Source organism: Maribacter sp., from assembly GCF_049667165.1.
Taxonomy (GTDB): domain Bacteria; phylum Bacteroidota; class Bacteroidia; order Flavobacteriales; family Flavobacteriaceae; genus Maribacter_A.
Genome location: NZ_JBATHS010000133.1, coordinates 1 through 19,741, shown reverse-complemented (window position 1 = coordinate 19,741; position 19,741 = coordinate 1). Strand labels below are relative to the sequence as shown.

The 19,741-nt window shown below is 41.9% G+C and carries 28 protein-coding genes; 25 read left to right on the top strand and 3 right to left on the bottom strand.

All coding sequences use genetic code 11. The annotated features are described in order from the left end of the window. Positions 1 to 445: 445 nt before the first annotated feature. From WBM98_RS07040 to WBM98_RS07030, 3 genes are read right to left on the bottom strand one after another with little or no spacing between them, the layout of a single operon-like run. Positions 446 to 1,345, bottom strand: a complete 900-nt coding sequence (locus WBM98_RS07040; protein WP_424365314.1) for a DUF1735 domain-containing protein — start codon at positions 1,343 to 1,345, stop codon at positions 446 to 448. Between the two features lie 18 nt (positions 1,346 to 1,363). Further along, the gene (locus WBM98_RS07035) at positions 1,364 to 2,746 is read right to left on the bottom strand and encodes a SusD/RagB family nutrient-binding outer membrane lipoprotein (RefSeq protein ID WP_424365313.1); all 1,383 of its coding nucleotides are present in this window, start codon (positions 2,744 to 2,746) and stop codon (positions 1,364 to 1,366) included. Positions 2,747 to 2,759: 13 nt separating this feature from the next. Further along, complete coding sequence (locus WBM98_RS07030; protein ID WP_424365312.1) at positions 2,760 to 5,981, bottom strand: SusC/RagA family TonB-linked outer membrane protein; 3,222 nt, start codon at positions 5,979 to 5,981, stop codon at positions 2,760 to 2,762. 406 nt (positions 5,982 to 6,387) lie between these two features. On the opposite strand from WBM98_RS07030, the gene rpsL reads away from it, so the two are divergent. From rpsL to WBM98_RS06905, 25 genes are all read left to right on the top strand, one after another. After that, entirely contained in the window at positions 6,388 to 6,762 is a 375-nt protein-coding gene (gene rpsL, locus WBM98_RS07025) for a 30S ribosomal protein S12 (RefSeq protein WP_013305196.1), read from the top strand. A gap of 25 nt (positions 6,763 to 6,787) precedes the next feature. Continuing rightward, positions 6,788 to 7,264 carry a 30S ribosomal protein S7 gene (gene rpsG, locus WBM98_RS07020; protein WP_424365311.1) on the top strand — a complete coding sequence of 159 codons (477 nt, stop codon included), beginning with the start codon at positions 6,788 to 6,790 and terminating at the stop codon, positions 7,262 to 7,264. 6 nt (positions 7,265 to 7,270) lie between these two features. Next, a complete protein-coding gene (fusA, locus tag WBM98_RS07015) occupies positions 7,271 to 9,403 on the top strand; it encodes an elongation factor G (protein ID WP_424365310.1) in 2,133 nt (710 codons plus the stop codon). Between the two features lie 10 nt (positions 9,404 to 9,413). Beyond that, positions 9,414 to 9,719: a 30S ribosomal protein S10 gene (gene rpsJ, locus WBM98_RS07010; protein ID WP_008613600.1), complete on the top strand. Its 306-nt coding sequence runs from the start codon at positions 9,414 to 9,416 to the stop codon at positions 9,717 to 9,719. A 154-nt stretch (positions 9,720 to 9,873) separates the two neighbouring features. Then, positions 9,874 to 10,497, top strand: coding sequence for a 50S ribosomal protein L3 (gene rplC, locus WBM98_RS07005; protein WP_424365309.1), 624 nt, complete (start codon positions 9,874 to 9,876; stop codon positions 10,495 to 10,497). Beyond that, a complete protein-coding gene (gene rplD, locus WBM98_RS07000; RefSeq protein WP_424365308.1) occupies positions 10,497 to 11,126 on the top strand; it encodes a 50S ribosomal protein L4 in 630 nt (209 codons plus the stop codon). The genes rplC and rplD overlap by 1 nt, the downstream gene beginning before the upstream one ends. Before the next feature lie 6 nt (positions 11,127 to 11,132). Then, positions 11,133 to 11,423, top strand: a complete 291-nt coding sequence (gene rplW, locus WBM98_RS06995; RefSeq protein WP_424365307.1) for a 50S ribosomal protein L23 — start codon at positions 11,133 to 11,135, stop codon at positions 11,421 to 11,423. A gap of 9 nt (positions 11,424 to 11,432) precedes the next feature. Next, on the top strand, positions 11,433 to 12,257 hold the full coding sequence (rplB, locus tag WBM98_RS06990) for a 50S ribosomal protein L2 (protein WP_424365306.1): 825 nt from the start codon (positions 11,433 to 11,435) through the stop codon (positions 12,255 to 12,257). 12 nt (positions 12,258 to 12,269) lie between these two features. Then, complete coding sequence (gene rpsS / locus WBM98_RS06985; protein WP_188313827.1) at positions 12,270 to 12,548, top strand: 30S ribosomal protein S19; 279 nt, start codon at positions 12,270 to 12,272, stop codon at positions 12,546 to 12,548. Between the two features lie 3 nt (positions 12,549 to 12,551). Further along, positions 12,552 to 12,959: a 50S ribosomal protein L22 gene (gene rplV, locus WBM98_RS06980; RefSeq protein WP_424365305.1), complete on the top strand. Its 408-nt coding sequence runs from the start codon at positions 12,552 to 12,554 to the stop codon at positions 12,957 to 12,959. Between the two features lies 1 nt (position 12,960). Then, positions 12,961 to 13,686 (top strand): 30S ribosomal protein S3, encoded by a 726-nt coding sequence (gene rpsC, locus WBM98_RS06975; RefSeq protein WP_424365304.1) that lies wholly within the window; start codon positions 12,961 to 12,963, stop codon positions 13,684 to 13,686. Positions 13,687 to 13,706: 20 nt separating this feature from the next. After that, a complete protein-coding gene (rplP, locus tag WBM98_RS06970) occupies positions 13,707 to 14,132 on the top strand; it encodes a 50S ribosomal protein L16 (RefSeq protein ID WP_424365303.1) in 426 nt (141 codons plus the stop codon). Between the two features lie 12 nt (positions 14,133 to 14,144). Next, a complete protein-coding gene (gene rpmC / locus WBM98_RS06965; RefSeq protein WP_424365302.1) occupies positions 14,145 to 14,336 on the top strand; it encodes a 50S ribosomal protein L29 in 192 nt (63 codons plus the stop codon). Between the two features lie 13 nt (positions 14,337 to 14,349). After that, on the top strand, positions 14,350 to 14,607 hold the full coding sequence (rpsQ, locus tag WBM98_RS06960; protein ID WP_424365301.1) for a 30S ribosomal protein S17: 258 nt from the start codon (positions 14,350 to 14,352) through the stop codon (positions 14,605 to 14,607). Position 14,608: 1 nt separating this feature from the next. Continuing rightward, positions 14,609 to 14,977 (top strand): 50S ribosomal protein L14, encoded by a 369-nt coding sequence (rplN, locus tag WBM98_RS06955; RefSeq protein ID WP_013993867.1) that lies wholly within the window; start codon positions 14,609 to 14,611, stop codon positions 14,975 to 14,977. A 14-nt stretch (positions 14,978 to 14,991) separates the two neighbouring features. Then, a complete protein-coding gene (rplX, locus tag WBM98_RS06950; protein ID WP_424365300.1) occupies positions 14,992 to 15,306 on the top strand; it encodes a 50S ribosomal protein L24 in 315 nt (104 codons plus the stop codon). Between the two features lie 2 nt (positions 15,307 to 15,308). Beyond that, on the top strand, positions 15,309 to 15,860 hold the full coding sequence (gene rplE / locus WBM98_RS06945; RefSeq protein WP_424365299.1) for a 50S ribosomal protein L5: 552 nt from the start codon (positions 15,309 to 15,311) through the stop codon (positions 15,858 to 15,860). Position 15,861: 1 nt separating this feature from the next. Further along, positions 15,862 to 16,131, top strand: coding sequence for a 30S ribosomal protein S14 (gene rpsN, locus WBM98_RS06940; protein ID WP_424365298.1), 270 nt, complete (start codon positions 15,862 to 15,864; stop codon positions 16,129 to 16,131). A 66-nt stretch (positions 16,132 to 16,197) separates the two neighbouring features. Further along, positions 16,198 to 16,596: a 30S ribosomal protein S8 gene (gene rpsH, locus WBM98_RS06935; protein ID WP_424365297.1), complete on the top strand. Its 399-nt coding sequence runs from the start codon at positions 16,198 to 16,200 to the stop codon at positions 16,594 to 16,596. A gap of 21 nt (positions 16,597 to 16,617) precedes the next feature. Then, positions 16,618 to 17,160, top strand: a complete 543-nt coding sequence (gene rplF, locus WBM98_RS06930; RefSeq protein WP_424365296.1) for a 50S ribosomal protein L6 — start codon at positions 16,618 to 16,620, stop codon at positions 17,158 to 17,160. Positions 17,161 to 17,171: 11 nt separating this feature from the next. Further along, complete coding sequence (gene rplR / locus WBM98_RS06925; protein ID WP_424365295.1) at positions 17,172 to 17,528, top strand: 50S ribosomal protein L18; 357 nt, start codon at positions 17,172 to 17,174, stop codon at positions 17,526 to 17,528. An 8-nt stretch (positions 17,529 to 17,536) separates the two neighbouring features. Beyond that, the gene (gene rpsE / locus WBM98_RS06920) at positions 17,537 to 18,061 is read left to right on the top strand and encodes a 30S ribosomal protein S5 (protein ID WP_424365294.1); all 525 of its coding nucleotides are present in this window, start codon (positions 17,537 to 17,539) and stop codon (positions 18,059 to 18,061) included. Positions 18,062 to 18,142: 81 nt separating this feature from the next. Then, entirely contained in the window at positions 18,143 to 18,322 is a 180-nt protein-coding gene (rpmD, locus tag WBM98_RS06915; RefSeq protein ID WP_424365293.1) for a 50S ribosomal protein L30, read from the top strand. 112 nt (positions 18,323 to 18,434) lie between these two features. Further along, complete coding sequence (gene rplO, locus WBM98_RS06910; RefSeq protein WP_424365292.1) at positions 18,435 to 18,887, top strand: 50S ribosomal protein L15; 453 nt, start codon at positions 18,435 to 18,437, stop codon at positions 18,885 to 18,887. An 18-nt stretch (positions 18,888 to 18,905) separates the two neighbouring features. Further along, positions 18,906 to 19,741: preprotein translocase subunit SecY (locus WBM98_RS06905; RefSeq protein ID WP_424365291.1), on the top strand; the 836-nt coding region annotated here is incomplete at its 3' end.

The following is a 19,741-nucleotide window of genomic DNA, read 5'->3' as shown; positions in this document are numbered from 1 at the left end:
GTAATAGGGTGGGAACCGGTATTGCAAACGAATGAAAAGGGGGAAGGGTTTATCAAAGTTCCAAAAACGGCATTTTCCAATGATTTTCAATTCATTGTCAATGGTTTTTCGGACAGTGGATTGCTCTTTCACTATAACGCTACAATCGAAGAAATTGGTTTTTGAATAAAGAAATTGAGGTACTATCTATTTCCTATTTGAAATATGAACACGGTTTTGATGAAGTTTATCCAGCTTGGTATTGATCGATTGGAAATGCATTGGGCTTTTATTAAAAAATGCCAAAACAGGTACTATCTGCGCAGTAATACCCCAAAGTAAGTTTTTTTAAGATTAAGAAGACTCTATTATTCCCAACAAGATAGTTCTCGTTGATTAAAAAATAAGGTAAAAAAAAGAGGCTGTTGATAAACAGCCTCTTTTGTGATATTAAAAATTAAAAAATCTAACTCTTTGTAAGGGTTTCCTTGAATGCAGGTCCCCAGGCAGTACCGTCAAATGGTGAACCACCTTGAATAAAGGAATAATTGAATTCCAATATTTGATCACAAGTACTTGTTATTTTACCACTGGCAGTCATATAATAGGCCGGCTGTGGGTCGCCAAGATACGTAGAGGTCAAATAAGGTGCGGTTTGTTTGTCCGGATCAATACTGAACTCACCGGTAATCAAATTGATGTCAACCTTTACAGGAACGTTAGTGACAATTACTTCGCCCCACCAATCTTGGAACCAGCCAAAGCCAATGCCATTCATTACCAAATCACCATCGGCATCAATGCTTGTAGTAACTTGTGTATTATAATCCCAAGCATCGACCCCTGTCCAAGTTCCTACATAATCAGATAGTTCCAATAAGCAGAAGTTGATTCGTTCCAAGGTATACGATAATTGCGTTCCAGCAGTTGCCGTATTTGCCCCTGCATCAACGTTCAAGACAAAGTCCAATACCTCACCAGTTGGCATTAGCTCCGTGTTGGTTTTAAGGGTAACAGATCCCGTTGTTGATCCTGCTGGGATGGTAATCGATGTAGCGGATAATTCGTACATGGTTTCATCGATGGTGGTAGATGGATCTACACTGAAATTTACAGTCACGTCCTGTGATTGTGGTAATCCTAACATACCAACTGTAACTGCTGTTTCAATGTCCACTAATTCACCGTCTTCGTCAACACCGGTCTGCAGGGCCTTTGAAGCATCCTTAAACTGGATATAGTATGTGGCAGCCGGATCAGGGCTATTGGATAGTTTTTCAAACTCATCAGGATCCCAGTCACAGGATACCAAAAGAAGCGCTGATACTGCCAATAAAGCAAAATGTTTTATTATATTTTTCATCATTTTTCTAGTTTTTAAAGATTATTGGTCCCACCAAACTTTGGTTAATAAAGTAACCGCAGGTACATTCTCTGAATTGTAATCCAATTCGGCTTGTGGGTAAGGAAATCTACGTGGGATTTCACTGATAACCGCATCAGGAGCCAACGTTAGGCTAGGTAGACCAGTTCTTCTATAATCGGCATAGGGTTGGTTGGTACCGGCCCCATCGATATATTTTTGGGTCATTATCTTCTCCATGGTTACAGGATCCCCATTGATGTTCGCATCCAACCAAGCGGTATTGTCTTCCCCGGTTACCCGTAAAATTGAGGCAGCTACTGCTGCTTCATAGGCTTCCTGTGCACCGGCCTGTCCAAGGCCTAATCGCGCCTCTGCCTCGATGAATTTCAATTCTGAATAGGTCATCAATTTGGTCGGGGCATCAAAAGCCGCTAGGTTCGGTCCAGGCCAGGAGGCATCACCATTTTGAGCCCTAAGGGCACTACCCGAATAATTGCCGTCGGCATCCTCATCGGCATAAAAAGGCAATCTGGGATCGTCTGTGGCCAATAACAAGTCGATTAGATTGGCACCCATTCTAATATCCGTTCGTTCTGCCATAAATTGGTAAATGGGATTACGGTTTGCATCTTCCCATGGCACCAACATATCGTCGGCATTGGAAGTAAACCCGTTGGCTAACGCTGCCAACGCGGCTGAATAGGCGGCATTGCCATTTACACTGGTCAACTGAAGGGCATGTCGTGCCTTGATGGAGTTGGCGGCCTTTATCCATTTGTCCAAATCCCCACCATAAATAACATCCCCTGACACGTCAATGATATTGTTGGTATTATTCAAATTTGCGATGGCATCATTCAAGAGCGTATTGATCGTTCCATAAAGGGATTGCTGTCCGTCATAAACGGGGCTCAAGACGCCTTCTCCTCCTTTAAACGCTTCTGTAAAGGGCATATCGCCGAATAAATCGGTACCAATACCCAAAGATGTTGCCATAAGTACTTGAGCTACACCTTCAAAATTAGGGGATTCCAAACCCTCTTCATTGGCCTTGGCAATGATTAGGGTACAGTTCATCATCATTTCGGCAAATATGGGTGTCCATAAATTACCTGTATCCGCAGCGGTCAATTGGTACCTTCCTTCTGTAAAGGATTGACGATCCGTTCCTTCAAAAATCTGCATCCAGATATTATTGGTACGCACGGAGTTGTTTCCAACAAGGTTATACCCCATGGATTGTTGGATTCCAGGAAGGATCAAGCCCATCGGTACATCGGCCGGTTTGTCCGGATCGACGTTGATGTCGGAATCGTTCCATTTCTCGCAAGATATGGTCAGAACAAGTACTGACAGTATAAGTGCCAGACCTCTATAAGTTATATTTCTATTTTTTTTCATGATCTATTTTTTTTTAAAATGTCAGTTTAAGGCCTAAGGTATAGCTCCTGGTTCCAGGGCTATTGAAATAATCCATACCCTGGGCATTTGTGGCACCACCTAAGTTGGTTTCAGGATCGATACCTGAATAAGGGGTGTCTATCCAAAGGTTTCGACCAGAGAAATATATCTGACCTCCCTTGATGACTTTACCGATTTCCGGCAAGTTATAAGCGAACGTCAAATCCCGTAGTCGTACCCAATCCGCAGGCTCCATGGCCGCAGAAGAAGGTCCACCCCCAAAGTTACTACCTTGCCCTTGGAACCAAGCTTGGTCCTGGACAACTGGAGTGACATTGGCAACACCACTGGAAACAACTTCGCCGTCAGGACCAATATGTCCGTAGACGCCGTCCATGACTACCAAGTTCTCAGCCGGCGTAGTGTCAAAATTGATGCTACCATCAGCGTTGTAATCCACCTCACGGTTGACGGTACGCTCATGTACCCCGAAGAAATTCATGGCAAAAGCGGTACCATTATACATAACACCACCTTTCTTCACATCGATCAAGAACGATAAGGATAGATTCTTATAGGTAAGGGTGTTGGTCATGTTGGCGGTCCAATCTGGGTTAAAGTTCCCGATAGGCACCAAACCTTGAGCGGTATTGGTCATCGGATAACCGTCCCTATAACTATCTGTAGGGTCGTCATTGATCAGGATGTTTCCACTGGCATCCCTGTACCAATCTTCCACAAAGATACTTCGGTATTCCTCCCCGACAACGGCCCGTACTTGGGGCGTGGTAAATCCACCAAGGAAGATATTGTCAACACCATCGGCCAATCCGGTTACGATATTGGTGAATTGGGTGTAATTCGCAGCAAAATCCCAAGAGAAATCCTCTGTTTTTATTGGATTGGCGTTTACACTGATTTCAATACCTTTCGACTCCATAGAGGCCGCATTCAAGAATACGGAGTTAAACCCGGAAGATGCCGCAATAGGCACCGGCATTAACAAGTCGGTATTGGTGTTGTTGAAATAGGTAAAATCAATACCCAACCTACTTTTGAAAAACCGTAGGTCGGCACCTACTTCCCACGTATCCTGGGTTTCGTGTTTCAAATCTGAATTACCTAAATCATCATCAACGAAAAAGGCAGTTTGATTTTGATATGGGAATTGATAGGAAATACCAGCATTATCACCGGTCCAACCGTCACCTCCGTTAGCAGCCTCATAGTAATTACTTGTGCTGTATACTGGCGCAATGTTGGCCGTACGTGCGGCAGAGGCCCTTAATTTACCAAAACTAAAGAAGTCACTTTTTATATCCCCTAACTCACTAAAGACAAATCCGAAACTAGCTGATGGATAAAACGCCGATTTGTTCTGCTGTGGCATTGTTGTTGCCCAGTCATTCCGACCCGTAAACCCTAAAAAGAGCATATCATCATACGAGAATTGAACGTCTGCAAAAACTGCCGACGTCCTATAATTTGCCGTTCCGGTTTGGGTGGTATTGGCACTGGAGTTGTTCAACTGATAAAAATCAGGGATTTCCAAACCTGTGGCATCACCAAATAGAAACTTGTTATAATCCGAAAAGAAGTTATTACCCAAGGTAAGGCTCATGTTAAATTTATCAGTAACATCCTTTCTGTAGGTCAACAGAAGATCCGAATTGAAAACACTGTTGAATTCCATATATTCCCCTAAGTACCCTGTTGGGTTACCTCTTGATCCGATTTTGAATCGATCTACATACTTCGTATTGTACCAATCGATACCCGTATTATAATTCAAACTCAAGTCATCGGTGAATTGCACGCTAAGGTTAATGTTCCCCGTAAAACGATTTACATCTTCCTCGTAAGCAATATTGTTCGCTGTCCAATATGGGTTATCATACCCACCACCGTTTCTATAGTTACGTTGTGATCCATCAGGAAATTCATAGCCCGCACTGTTGTCAAACGTAGTGGCGGTCCTTAAAAGACCCAGCATGATTCCTGATACGTTCGATCCTTTTTGGATCTGTACGGCCCTTGAATTGGTATAGGCCATATTCGCCCCAAAGGTGATCTTGTCAGAGATTTTGGTAGATCCGTTCAAACGTAACGTGGTTCTTCCGTATTCATTATTTGGGATGATCCCAGTTTGTTCCAAATTGGACAGTGAAAAGTAGTAATCCCCTTGCTCCGTACCATTACTGATGCTGAAACGATTGTTCAGTTGATATCCATTCTGGAAAAAATCGTAAGGATCATAATATTGGGCAGGATTTCCGTTTCCTGTTCCCTTGGGAACTAATCTACCATAGGGATCCCATTGGTAAGAGGTGTCACCATCATATTCCAAACTGGAGATTTCAGCACCCCAAGAGGCAGCATTACCTCCTGCCCAGGCTCCATCAACTCCTTGGGAGTATTTTTTTTGCCTTCCGGGAAGATGGGACACTACATCAACACCTACAGAAGTATGGAACTCGATTTTTCGTTGTGTCAAGTTCTTCCCTGATTTGGTGGTAATGATAATCGCACCGTTAGCGGCACGTACCCCGTAAAGGGCCGTTGCAGCTCCACCTTTCAATACGGAAAGGGTTGCAATGTCATCAGGGTTGATGTCAATGGTCCTGTTCGAAGTATTCACTCCGCCGGTTCCACTGTCCCCACCACCTGTGTCAATGGGCTGGCCATTTACAATAAACAAAGGTTGGTTGTTTCCGGTGATCGAAGACGACCCCCTAATGGTGATAAAGGTCGAAGCACCCGCTTCACCCGATGCGTTCACGATCTGAACACCCGATGTCGCACCCGACAAGGAATTCACAAGATCCGCATTTGGTTTCACGCTGATCGCTTCCGCCTCCACACTCTGTACGTTATAACCAAGACTTTTTTCACTCCGGGTTATACCTACCGCTGTAACGACTACTTCGTCAAGAGCCTGGGCATCTTCTTCCATTTGTACATTGATACTGTTGTCCGCACCAACGGTCCGGCGTACCTCCTTTTGACCAATGTAGGTGAACATTAGGGCCTGACCAACTGATGCTTTGATTGAGTAATTCCCATCAAAATCGGTCTGAGTACCATTTGTTGTACCTACCACAACGATATTCACTCCAGGAAGGGGCAGACCACTTTGGTCCGAAACCATACCGGATATCGTTTTCTCTTGTGCAAACGTAATGTGCACAACAAACGCTAATAATAGCGTAAGGATTCCACTTAAATTTGTTCTCATTTTTAAATTATTTGAATTAGCTAATCGCAAAAATCACAATTTAGCGTTAATAATCCAAGTTTATTTTAATAAAACTTTAAGAGTTGTTTTGAATAATACAACTTTCCCAATTCTTTTTGTTATTAATTATTGATAATTCAATAGAATTCCTTATAAATAATAAAATGACAATAAAGACCCCTTTTTAAAAAATTTTGTTTAAAAAAAATAGGAATAGGCAGAAATTTTTCAATATCCTCTAATTTAAGCGAGGGGATAATAGGATTTAGGGGCCAATTATTGTGGTTTTTTGGGGATGGATAAAAAAAGTTTAAAATTAAGCTGCCGGGATTTGAATTATAATGAAATATTACTACATTTGCCAGCCCTTAAACGAAGGGTACAATTTTTATACATTATATATAGTATGCCAACAATTTCACAATTAGTACGAAAAGGAAGGGCCACGATTACCAAGAAGAGTAAATCGGCTGCTTTGGATTCGTGTCCTCAAAGGAGGGGCGTATGTACAAGGGTATATACGACAACTCCCAAGAAACCAAACTCGGCCATGCGTAAAGTGGCAAGGGTAAGGTTAACCAATGGAAAGGAAGTGAATGCTTATATTCCAGGAGAGGGTCACAATTTACAAGAGCACTCGATAGTATTGGTACGGGGCGGAAGAGTTAAAGATTTGCCGGGTGTTAGATATCATATTGTCAGAGGTGCTCTGGATACTGCAGGAGTTGCAGGAAGAACCCAACGTAGGTCGAAATATGGAGCAAAACGACCCAAGAAGTAATCAAAACTTTTTTTAAAAGACAGTAATGAGAAAAAGACAGGCAAAGAAAAGACCAATTTTACCCGATCCGAGGTTTAACGATCAGTTAGTGACCCGTTTTGTGAATATGATGATGTGGGACGGTAAGAAGTCAGTGGCATTCAATGTATTCTACGATGCTATAGATATTGTAGAGGAAAAAAACACGAACGAGGAAAAAACGGCTTTGGAGTTATGGAAAGATGCGCTATCGAATGTGATGCCCCATGTAGAGGTGCGAAGTCGACGCGTTGGGGGGGCAACCTTTCAGATTCCAATGCAGATTCGACCCGATAGGAAGATTTCCACAGCGATGAAATGGCTTATCAGTTATTCGCGAAGACGTAATGAGAAAGGGATGGCCCAAAAATTAGCAGGTGAAATATTGGCGGCTTCGAAAGAAGAAGGTGCTGCTGTTAAGAAAAGAGTGGATACCCACAAAATGGCCGAGGCTAACAAAGCATTTTCCCACTTTAGATTTTAATCAGAAATGGCAAGAGATTTAAAATATACAAGAAATATTGGTATCGCAGCGCATATCGATGCAGGAAAAACGACGACAACCGAACGTATATTGTTCTATACGGGGGTTAGTCACAAAATCGGGGAAGTGCATGATGGTGCGGCCACTATGGACTGGATGGAGCAGGAGCAGGAACGTGGTATTACCATTACTTCCGCTGCTACAACCTGTACATGGAATTTTCCAATGGTAAACGGAAAGGTAACGGATGATACCATGCCTTACCACTTTAATATTATAGACACTCCCGGCCACGTTGATTTTACCGTAGAGGTAAACCGATCGCTACGGGTTTTGGATGGTTTGGTATTCTTGTTCAGTGCGGTTGATGGTGTTGAACCACAATCCGAAACAAACTGGAGACTTGCCGATAACTATAAGGTGCCACGAATTGGTTTCGTGAATAAAATGGACCGACAGGGTGCGAACTTTTTGATGGTTTGCAAGCAGGTCAAGGAAATGTTGGGTTCCAATGCGGTTCCTATCGTTTTGCCCATTGGTGATGAGGCCGATTTTAGAGGTATCGTTGATTTGGCAAAGAATAGAGCCATTGTTTGGCATGAAGAAGGTTTCGGCGCTACTTTTGATGTAATTGACATTCCCGAAGAAATGAAGGATGAGGTGCGCCAGTACCGTGCAGCCTTGATTGAGGCCGTTGCTGAATATGATGAAAATTTAATGGAAAAATTCTTCGAGGATGAAGATTCCATTACTGAAGATGAAGTGTATGCTGCTTTAAGAGCCGCGGTTATGGATAGGGCCATCATTCCGATGATTTGTGGTTCTTCCTTTAAAAATAAAGGCGTTCAATTTTTATTGGATGCGGTATGTAGGTACTTACCTTCTCCTATCGATAAGGACGCTATTATTGGCATCGACCCCGATACAGGCGAAAAAATCAGTAGAAAGCCAAATGTAAAAGAGCCTTTCGCTGCCTTGGCCTTCAAGATTGCTACAGATCCATTTGTGGGTCGATTGGCTTTCTTTAGGACCTATTCAGGTCGTTTGGATGCCGGTTCTTATATCTTGAACAATCGTTCAGGGAAAAAAGAACGAATCTCACGTATTTATCAAATGCACTCCAACAAGCAAAATGCTATCGATTATATCGAAGCTGGTGATATAGGTGCTGCAGTAGGATTTAAGGATATCAAGACCGGTGATACCATGTCTTCCGAAAAACATCCGATCATCTTAGAGAGTATGAACTTTCCGGAGCCCGTTATCGGTATTGCGGTAGAACCTAAGACCAAGGTCGATGTTGATAAGTTGGGTATGGCCTTGGCCAAGTTGGCCGAAGAGGATCCAACATTCCAAGTAAAAACCGATGAAGCATCGGGCCAGACCATTATTTCAGGTATGGGTGAGCTTCACTTGGATATTATTGTTGACCGATTACGAAGGGAATTCAAGGTAGAAGTGAACCAAGGTCAGCCACAAGTGGAGTATAAGGAATCCTTGACCAAGTTTGCCAGCCATAGGGAAGTTTACAAGAAACAATCAGGTGGTCGCGGTAAATTCGGTGATATTGTATTTGAAATGGGTCCTGCGGATGCGGATTTCGAAGGAACAGGATTGCAGTTTGTTGATGAAATAAAAGGTGGTCGTATTCCAAAAGAATTCATTCCATCTGTAGAGAAGGGCTTTAAGGCTGCCATGAAGAATGGACCGCTTGCGGGCTATGAAATGGACACGATGAAGGTGGTGCTTAAGGATGGATCTTTCCACCCTGTGGATTCTGATGCGCTTTCTTTCGAGTTGGCTGCAAAAATGGGATATAAAGCCGCTGGTAAAGCTGCTGGTGCCGTAATCATGGAACCTATTATGAAGTTGGAAGTAATCACTCCAGAAGAAAACATGGGTGATATTGTTGGTGATTTGAACCGAAGAAGAGGAACTATCGGTGACATGAGCGATAGGGCAGGCGCCAAGGTGGTTAAAGGAACTGTTCCTTTATCTGAAATGTTCGGGTATGTTACCTCATTAAGAACATTATCTTCAGGTAGGGCAACATCGACCATGGAGTTCTCGCACTATGCCGAGACGCCATCGAATATTGCAGAGGAAGTGATTAAGTCAGCAAAAGGGGTAACCGCTTAAATTTTAGAAAATGAGTCAGAAAATTAGAATAAAACTAAAATCCTACGATTACAATTTAGTGGATAAGTCTGCTGAGAAAATCGTAAAAACGGTAAAGACTACGGGTGCTGTGGTTACAGGACCGATTCCTTTGCCAACACATAAGAAAATCTTTACGGTCTTGCGTTCACCACACGTGAACAAAAAATCGAGGGAACAATTCCAGTTGAGCTCGTATAAGCGGTTGTTGGATATTTACAGTTCATCGTCAAAGACCATCGATGCCTTGATGAAGTTAGAACTTCCCAGTGGTGTTGAGGTAGAGATAAAGGTATAATTTGGAATTCAGATTTCAGAATTCTGAATTAGTACATGTCCCGAGCTGCGTGCCAGGGAAAAACGGTAAAAAAAATTAATTCAGGGTTGAATTGTTTTTTGACCCTGATTTTTTTTAATAAATAATAGTCAAGTAATAAATAAATAATAATTATATGTCTGGGTTAATAGGAAGAAAAGTAGGTATGACCAGCATCTTTGACGAGAATGGGAAGAATATTCCCTGTACTGTCATTGAAGCCGGACCATGCGTAGTTACCCAAGTCAGAACCGAAGAGGTTGACGGGTACAATGCCCTTCAACTTGGTTTCGATGACAAGGCAGAAAAACGTGCTAATAAGGCCGAAGTAGGTCACTTTAAAAAAGCAGGTGCTTCTCCCAAGAAAAAAGTCATGGAATTCCAAGGATTTGAAGGAGATTACAAATTAGGGGACACCGTAGGTGTTGATGTATTTGTAGAAGGTGAATTTGTTGACGTTATAGGAACGTCAAAGGGAAAAGGGTTCCAAGGTGTGGTTAAAAGACACGGTTTTGCCGGGGTTGGGCAAGCTACACATGGGCAGCACAATAGACTTCGTGCCCCTGGTTCCATTGGGGCTGCCTCCTATCCTGCGAGAGTATTCAAAGGAATGAAAATGGCTGGTAGAATGGGTGGAGATAAGGTAACGATCCAAAACCTGAAAGTTTTAAAAGTAGTTCCGGAAAAAAATCTATTAGTTGTAAAAGGTTGTGTTCCTGGGCATAAGAATGCTTACGTAACCATTAAAAGGTGGCAGTAATGAAAGTAGCAGTTTTAGATATTAAAGGAAAAGAAACAGGAAGAAAGGTAGACCTTTTAGACACTGTTTTCGCAATAGAACCCAATAATCACGCAATCTATCTTGATGTAAAGCAGTATTTGGCACATCAAAGACAAGGGACCCACAAGGCCAAGGAGCGCGCTGAGATTGCTGGTAGTACCCGAAAGATCAAAAAGCAGAAAGGTACTGGTACGGCAAGGGCCGGTAGTATTAAATCCCCGATCTTTAGGGGTGGTGGTCGTATATTCGGCCCAAGACCTAAGGATTATACCCAGAAATTGAACAAAAACGTGAAGCGTTTGGCAAGGAAATCCGCCTTGAGTATCAAGACCAAGGAGAAGGCGGTAATGGTGGTAGAGGACTTCAGTTTTGAGACCCCAAAAACCAAGGATTTTTTACAGGTGTTGAAGTCTTTGGGACTGGAAAACAAAAAATCTTTATTTGTGTTGGGAGATTCAAATAATGGTGTATATTTGTCTTCGCGTAATTTGAAGCTTTCAGAGATTATAACTAACTCAGAATTAAGTACTTACAAGATTTTAAACGCAAATAATATTGTGTTGTTGGAAGGTTCTTTGGAAGGGATTGAATCGAACTTAAATAAATAGGAAACCATGAGTGTGTTGATAAAGCCAATTATTACGGAAAAAATGACGGCGGATAGCGAGTTACATAATCGTTATGGTTTCATAGTAGATCCTAAGGCCAATAAAATTCAAATCAAGGAAGCTGTTGAGGCAACCTATGGTGTTTCCGTTGACAAGGTGCGAACCATGAACTATGGTCCGACCAGAAAGAGCAGATATACAAAAACCGGAATCCAACACGGAAAGACCAACGCCATCAAAAAGGCAATTGTCGATGTTGCGGAAGGGGATATCATTGATTTTTACAGTAATCTATAAAGACAAAAAATGTCAGTTAGAAAATTAAAACCAATCACTCCAGGACAGCGTTTTAGAGTAGTAAATGGATTTGACGCCATTACTGCTGATAAGCCGGAGAAGAGCTTGCTTGCTCCGTTAAAAAAGTCGGGAGGTAGAAACAGTCAAGGGAAGATGACCGTGCCCCATAGAGGGGGAGGCCATAAAAGAAGGTATCGTATAATTGATTTCAAGAGAGACAAGAAAGATGTTGCGGCTACAGTAAAATCAATACAATACGATCCCAATAGAACGGCTTTTATAGCATTGTTGGAATATGCAGATGGGGAAAAACGATATGTGGTTGCCCAAAATGGGTTAGAGGTTGGACAAACCGTTTCTTCGGGTGCGGCTGCCGCTCCTGAGATCGGAAATGCATTGCCTTTGAACAGTATTCCTCTAGGTACCATAATTTCCTGTATAGAATTGCGACCTGGGCAAGGAGCCGTTATGGCAAGAAGTGCAGGTACGTTTGCCCAGTTGATGGCGAAGGAAGGAAAGTTCGTTACCGTAAAATTGCCTTCTGGTGAGACAAGATTGGTTTTGGCCGATTGCTTGGCGACCGTTGGTGCCGTATCAAACTCAGACCATCAGTTGTTGGTTTCTGGTAAGGCCGGTCGAAGCAGATGGTTGGGTAGAAGACCAAGAACAAGACCAGTAGCCATGAACCCCGTGGATCATCCAATGGGTGGTGGTGAAGGTAGGGCTTCTGGAGGTCATCCAAGATCTAAAAACGGAATTCCAGCAAAAGGCTTTAGAACACGTTCTAAAACCAAGAGCACGAATAGATATATATTGGAACGTAGAAAGAAATAAAAAGAAAAATAAATGGCACGTTCATTAAAAAAAGGACCTTACGTTCATTATAGCTTGGATAAGAAAATCCAACAGAGTGTGACTTCTGGCAAGAAAAGCGTTATCAAAACATGGTCAAGAGCCTCAATGATAACACCTGATTTTGTTGGATTGACAATAGCGGTGCACAATGGTAGACAATTTGTGCCGGTGTATATCACTGAGAATATGGTAGGTCACAAATTAGGCGAATTTTCTCCAACAAGATCATTTAGGGGTCATGCAGGAGCTAAGAATAAAGGTAAAAAGTAAGCTATGGGAGTTCGAAAAAGACAAATGGCCGAAAGAATCAAGGCTGAAAAACAACAAATGGCTTTCGCTAAATTGAATAACTGCCCTACATCTCCTAGAAAGATGAGGTTGGTAGCTGACTTGGTCAGAGGGGTTGAGGTTGAAAAAGCCTTGGCCATCTTAAAATTCAATTCAAAGGAAGCTTCTAGAAGATTGGAGAAATTGCTTTTATCAGCTTTGGCGAACTGGCAGGCCAAGAACGAGGATGCCAATATGGAGGAAGCCGGTCTTATCGTAAAAGAGATACGGGTCGATAGTGGCAGTATGTTGAAAAGATTGCGACCAGCCCCACAAGGTAGGGCACATAGAATACGTAAGCGTTCAAACCATGTTACTTTGGTGTTGGGGTCTAATAATAATATAGCAAGCTAGAATGGGACAGAAAACAAATCCAATAGGAAATCGTCTAGGAATTATCAGGGGATGGGAATCTAACTGGTACGGTGGCAATGATTATGGCGACAAACTAGCTGAAGACGACAAAATTAGGAAATATATACACGCACGTCTTTCAAAGGCCAGTGTATCTAGGGTGATCATCGAGCGAACCTTAAAATTGATCACGGTAACCGTGACCACCGCTAGACCGGGAATCATCATCGGTAAGGGAGGTCAGGAAGTCGATAAGCTAAAAGAAGAGCTTAAGAAGATCACCAATAAGGAAGTGCAGATCAATATCTACGAGATCAAGAGACCAGAGGTCGATGCGAATTTGGTTGCAGCCAGTATCGCAAGACAGATCGAAAGTAGAATTTCGTTCAGAAGGGCAATTAAAATGTCGATTGCGGCTGCCATTCGTATGAACGCAGAAGGTATCAAAGTACAAATTTCAGGACGTTTGAATGGCGCGGAAATGGCCAGGTCTGAATCATACAAGGAAGGACGTATCCCATTATCAACGTTCAGGGCAGATATTGATTATGCCTTGCATGAAGCCCATACTACCTACGGAAGATTAGGCATCAAGGTTTGGATCATGAAAGGTGAGGTATACGGTAAGAGAGAACTTTCCCCATTGGTCGGTATGCAAAAAGGCCAAAGTGGTGGTAATAAGGGAGGAAAGCAAGATGGTCAGAGAAAGCAACGTCGTAGAAAGTAATTTTTTAAAGAAGTAAAGAAATGTTACAACCGAAAAGAACCAAGTTTCGTAAAATGCAGAAAGGCCGTATGAAGGGTAACTCCGGAAGGGGTCATCAGCTTTCAAATGGTATGTTTGGCATTAAATCCTTGGATACATCTTTCTTGACTTCCCGTCAAATTGAGGCGGCCCGTATCGCGGCCACAAGATATATGAAAAGGGAAGGACAACTATGGATTAAAATATTTCCGGATAAACCAATTACCAAAAAACCATTGGAAGTACGTATGGGAAAAGGGAAAGGGGCCCCAGAATATTTTGTTGCCGTGGTAAAACCTGGTAGAATCATGTTTGAAGTTGGTGGGGTTAGCCAGGAAATTGCAAAGGAAGCCTTGCGTTTGGCGGCTCAAAAATTGCCGGTGAAAACAAAATTTGTTGTTGCAAGGGATTATACGGATCAGAATTAATCGTAAGGAGTCATGAAAAATTTAGAAATAAAGAAATTATCGGTCGAAGAACTTACGGAGAAGCTTGCTGACTTTAAAAAACAGCATGCGGATTTGAAGATCGCACACTTTGTAACTCCATTGGAGAATCCGCTTCAGATAAGGAAAATAAGAAGAACGGTTGCAAGATTGGCTACTGAATTAACTAATAGGGAAAACCAATAATTGGTTCTGCTTTATGGAAAAAAGAAACTTAAGAAAAGAAAGAGTAGGGGTTGTTACTAGTAACAAAATGGAGAAGTCCATCGTTGTTGCCGAAGTAAAAAGAGTTAAACACCCTATGTACGGTAAGTTCGTGTTGAAAACAAAGAAATATGTGGCACACGACGAAAAGAACGATTGTAAAGAAGGTGATACCGTTAAGATCATGGAGACCCGTCCGATGAGTAAGACCAAATGTTGGAGGTTAGTAGAAATCCTAGAAAGAGCTAAATAATATGTTACAGCAAGAATCAAGACTAAAAGTAGCGGACAATACTGGTGCAAAAGAGGTTTTGACCATTAGAGTTCTGGGTGGTACAAAAAGAAGGTATGCTTCGATCGGTGATAAAATCGTCGTTACGGTAAAAGAGGCTACCCCAAATGGAGGTATCAAAAAAGGTGCGGTTTCTACCGCGGTAGTGGTGAGGACAAAAAAAGAAGTACGAAGGCCAGATGGTTCCTATATTCGTTTTGATGATAATGCATGCGTATTATTGAATCCTACCGGTGAAATGAGGGGTACACGTGTTTTTGGGCCTGTTGCTAGGGAATTGCGCGATAAGCAATTCATGAAAATTGTATCATTGGCCCCTGAGGTACTTTAATATTTAAGACTATAATGAAAAAGTTAAAGATAAAAACAGGAGATACCGTAAGGGTTATTGCCGGAGACCATAAAGGAACCGAAGGCAAAGTCACAAAGGTATTTATCGAAAAGAACAAGGCCATTGTTGAAGGTACGAATATGGTTTCCAAACATGAGAAGCCAAGTGCCAGCAATCCTCAAGGCGGTATTGTTAAAAAGGAAGCTCCAATACATATTTCCAATCTTTCATTGATTGATTCCAAATCAAAGGAAACAACCCGAGTGGGTGTGGAAGTAAGGGATGGTAAGAAGGTTAGATTTTCTAAGAAATCCAATGAAGTAATTTAGTTATGGCTTACGTTGCAAGATTAAAAAAAGAGTATAGCGAGCGCATTGTTGATGCGCTTAAAGAGGAATTTGGTTACAAAAATGTAATGCAAGTGCCTAAATTAGAGAAAATCGTCCTGAGTAGAGGTGTAGGTGCCGCCGTAGCCGATAAAAAGTTGATCGACCATGCTGTTGATGAATTGACGATGATCACAGGTCAAAAAGCGGTTTCCACCATATCCAAAAAGGATGTGGCCGCATTCAAATTGCGTAAAGGAATGCCTATTGGAGCCAAAGTAACGCTACGCGGTGAAAGAATGTATGAGTTTTTGGATAGATTGGTTACCTCGGCATTGCCAAGGGTACGCGATTTTCAAGGGATTCGTGCAACAGGTTTCGACGGACGGGGGAATTATAGTCTCGGTGTAACAGAACAGATTATTTTTCCGGAGATAAATATTGATAAGATCAATAGGATCAACGGTATGGATATTACCTTTGTGACCAGTGCCCCTACGGACAAAGAAGCAAAATCATTATTAACTGAATTAGGATTACCTTTTAAAAAGAATTAGTATGGCTAAAGAATCAATGAAGGCCCGTGAAAGAAAGAGGGAAAGAACAGTTGCTATCTATGCGGAAAAGCGTAAGGCTTTGAAGGAAGCTGGTGACTATGAAGCACTTCAAAAATTGCCAAAAAATGCTTCTCCGGTGCGTTTGCACAATCGTTGCAAACTTACAGGAAGACCAAAAGGGTATATGAGGACTTTCGGTATCTCGAGGGTTACATTCAGGGAAATGGCAAATCAAGGGTTGATTCCAGGTGTTAAAAAAGCCAGCTGGTAATTAAAGAATATAAACTGGTTTTAGGTCTTGCCCAAGCGCAGGAAACCGATTCCAAAATTAACAAATATGGTTACAGATACTATAGCAGATTACTTAACAAGAGTTAGAAATGCCAGTTTAGCCGGACATAGAGTGGTTGAAATTCCTGCTTCCAATGTTAAGAAAGAGATAACTAAAATATTGTTCGATCAAGGATATATTTTGAGTTACAAATTTGAGGACGATAAAGTTCAGGGTGCCATCAAGATCGCTTTGAAATATGACAAGGTGACCAAAGAGCCAGTAATCAAAAAAATACAGCGTATTAGTAAGCCAGGGTTACGAAAGTATGCCAATTCAGGTGACATGCCACGTGTGCTCAATGGACTGGGAATTGCTATTGTCTCTACCTCACATGGTGTGATGACAAGCAAACAGGCCAAGCAAGAGAACGTTGGAGGCGAGGTTTTATGCTACGTGTATTAATACTATATAAAGAGTAAAAAAATGTCAAGAATAGGTAATAATCCGATAGCGATTCCAGAAGGAGTGACTATAGATGTAAAAGAGAATGTCGTTACTGTAAAAGGTAAATTGGGCGAATTGACCCAAGATTTTTCTGGTGTGGCTATAAAGATTGAAGACGGACAAGCTTGGGTTACAAGGCCTTCTGATTCAATAGAGCACAAGGCGAAACATGGGCTGTATAGGTCATTGGTTTTGAACATGGTCGAAGGGGTTTCAAAAGGTTGGACCAAGGAACTCGAATTGGTAGGTGTTGGTTACAGAGCTAGCCATCAGGGACAAAAATTGGATTTGGCGCTTGGTTTTTCACATAATATCGTGTTGGACATAGCCCCGGAAGTGAAGATCGAAACGACTTCTGATAAAGGAAAGAACCCGACGATAAAACTCACCTCTTTTGACAAGCAATTGGTAGGGCAGGTCGCGGCCAAGATTCGTTCTTTCCGTAAACCAGAACCATACAAAGGAAAAGGAATCAAGTTCGTTGGGGAACAATTAAGAAGAAAAGCAGGTAAATCAGCTTAATAATTAGCGTCATGGGATTATCAAAGACTCAGAGAAAATTAAGAATTAGAAGGAGAATCAGAAAAGTTTCCTTTGGAACTGCCGAAAGGCCCAGGTTATCTGTATTTAGAAGTAATACGGGAATCTATGCCCAAGTAATCGATGATATCAAGGGAGCTACGTTGTTAGCTGCCTCATCAAGGGATAAGGATTTGGTATCGGCCAAAGGCAATAAATCCGAAATTGCAAAATTGGTAGGTAAGACCCTTGCCGAAAAATGCAAAAAAGCCGGGATAGAAAAAGTTGCCTTTGATAGAGGTGGTAATTTATATCATGGTAGGGTTAAGTCGCTCGCAGAAGGAGCAAGGGAAGTAGGATTAAAATTTTAATAAATAGTATGTTCCAGAAATACAAAAACGTAGAGACTGTTAAGCCAGGAGGTTTAGAGCTAAAAGATAGGTTGGTCGGTGTACAAAGGGTAACCAAGGTAACCAAGGGAGGTAGGGCATTTGGCTTTTCCGCCATCGTAGTGGTCGGTGATGAAGCTGGTGTTGTAGGTCATGGTTTGGGTAAATCCAAGGAAGTAGCCACTGCCATTGCAAAAGCTATCGAAGATGCTAAAAAGAACCTGATCAGAATTCCGCTGGACAAACATACCTTGCCCCATGAGCAAAAAGGAAAATTTGGGGGAGCTAGGGTGTATATACAACCTGCATCCCATGGTACAGGTGTAATCGCCGGTGGTGCCGTAAGGGCCGTACTGGAATCTGTTGGAGTACATGACGTTTTGTCTAAATCCCAGGGGTCTTCCAACCCGCACAATGTTGTTAAGGCGACGTTTGATGCCCTTTTGCAATTACGTGGAGCGCGCACTGTAGCACAACAAAGAGGGGTTTCATTGGAAAAAGTTTTTAAGGGATAAAAGGAAAGTAAGTATGGCAGGGGTCTTTATGATTTTGGATAGCAAAATCACGAACAACTGACTACTAAATACCAAGAAATAATGGCAAAGATTAAAGTAAAACAATTAAAAAGTAGTATCAAGCGACCTCAGAACCAAAAGAGAACTTTGGAAGCCTTGGGATTACGTAAGATCGGCCAGGTTGTGGAGCACGAGACCACACCGAATATACTTGGCATGATAAATAAAGTAAAACACTTGGTTTCCACAGAGGAAGCTTAATATGTAATCGGTTGTAATTGAATCGTATTGATTTGAATAGTAACTTTTTTGAATCGTTGGTATCGCGATCATCCGAAATTACAAGCGACATAAAAAATATAAAAAGTAACAGATGAACTTAAGTAATCTTAAACCAGCCGAAGGTGCTGTCAACAGGGACGGAAAAAGGATAGGAAGAGGCCAGGGCTCCGGAAAAGGGGGAACCGCGACCAGAGGACATAAAGGAGCGAAATCAAGATCGGGTTATTCGAAGAAAATCGGTTTTGAAGGGGGTCAAATGCCTTTGCAAAGACGAGTTCCGAAGTTTGGTTTTACCAACATCAATAGAAAGGTTTACAAAGGCATCAATCTTGAGAAACTTCAAGAATTGGTCGACAAAAAAGTAATCAAGGATGTGGTTACCTTTGATACCCTTGTTGAGATTGGTTTGGTAGGGAAAAACGATTTGGTGAAAATATTAGGAAGAGGAGCGTTGAAGGCCTCCTTAAAAGTATCAGTGCATAAGTTTACAGCAACTGCAAAAGCTGCCATTGAAGCAGCTGGAGGTGAAGCCATAGATTTATAAGCCAGACAATACAATACTATGAATAAATTTTTCGAGACACTATCCAATATTTGGAAGATTGAAGAACTGAGGAATCGAATAATCATCACCTTGGGTCTTCTTTTGGTATACCGTTTTGGTTGTCAAATTGTGCTTCCTGGTATTGATACCGCCCAATTGGCAGAATTAACCTCAAATACCGATAGTGGTATTTTGGGTATTCTTAATGCTTTTACAGGGGGGGCATTTGCAAATGCATCAGTTTTCGCCTTGGGGATTATGCCTTATATATCGGCTTCGATTGTGGTTCAATTAATGGGTATTGCCATTCCGTATTTGCAAAAACTACAGAAAGAAGGTGAAAGTGGTCGAAAAACAATCAACCAGATAACGCGATGGTTGACCATTGGTATCTGTATTGTACAGGCACCTGCCTATCTATATAGCTTAGGCGCCTTGGGTGTACCCGATAGTGCCTTTGTTTTAGGAAAAGGATTGGATTTTATCGTACCATCCGTAATAATTTTGGTTACGGGTTGTGTGTTCGCCATGTGGTTGGGTGAGAAAATTACAGATAAAGGTATTGGTAATGGAATATCCCTATTGATTATGATTGGGATCATCGCTACTCTTCCACAATCATTTGTTCAAGAATTTATCTCAAGAACAGCCAATAATAATGGAGGGTTGATGTTCATTTTAATCGAAGTCATCATTTGGTTCCTAGTTATTTTGGCAAGTGTATTGTTGGTGATGGCAACACGGCAGATTCCTGTGCAATATGCTCGAAGAACAGCGTCTGGTGGCTATGAGAAGAACATAATGGGTTCTCGACAATACATCCCATTAAAACTGAATGCATCTGGGGTAATGCC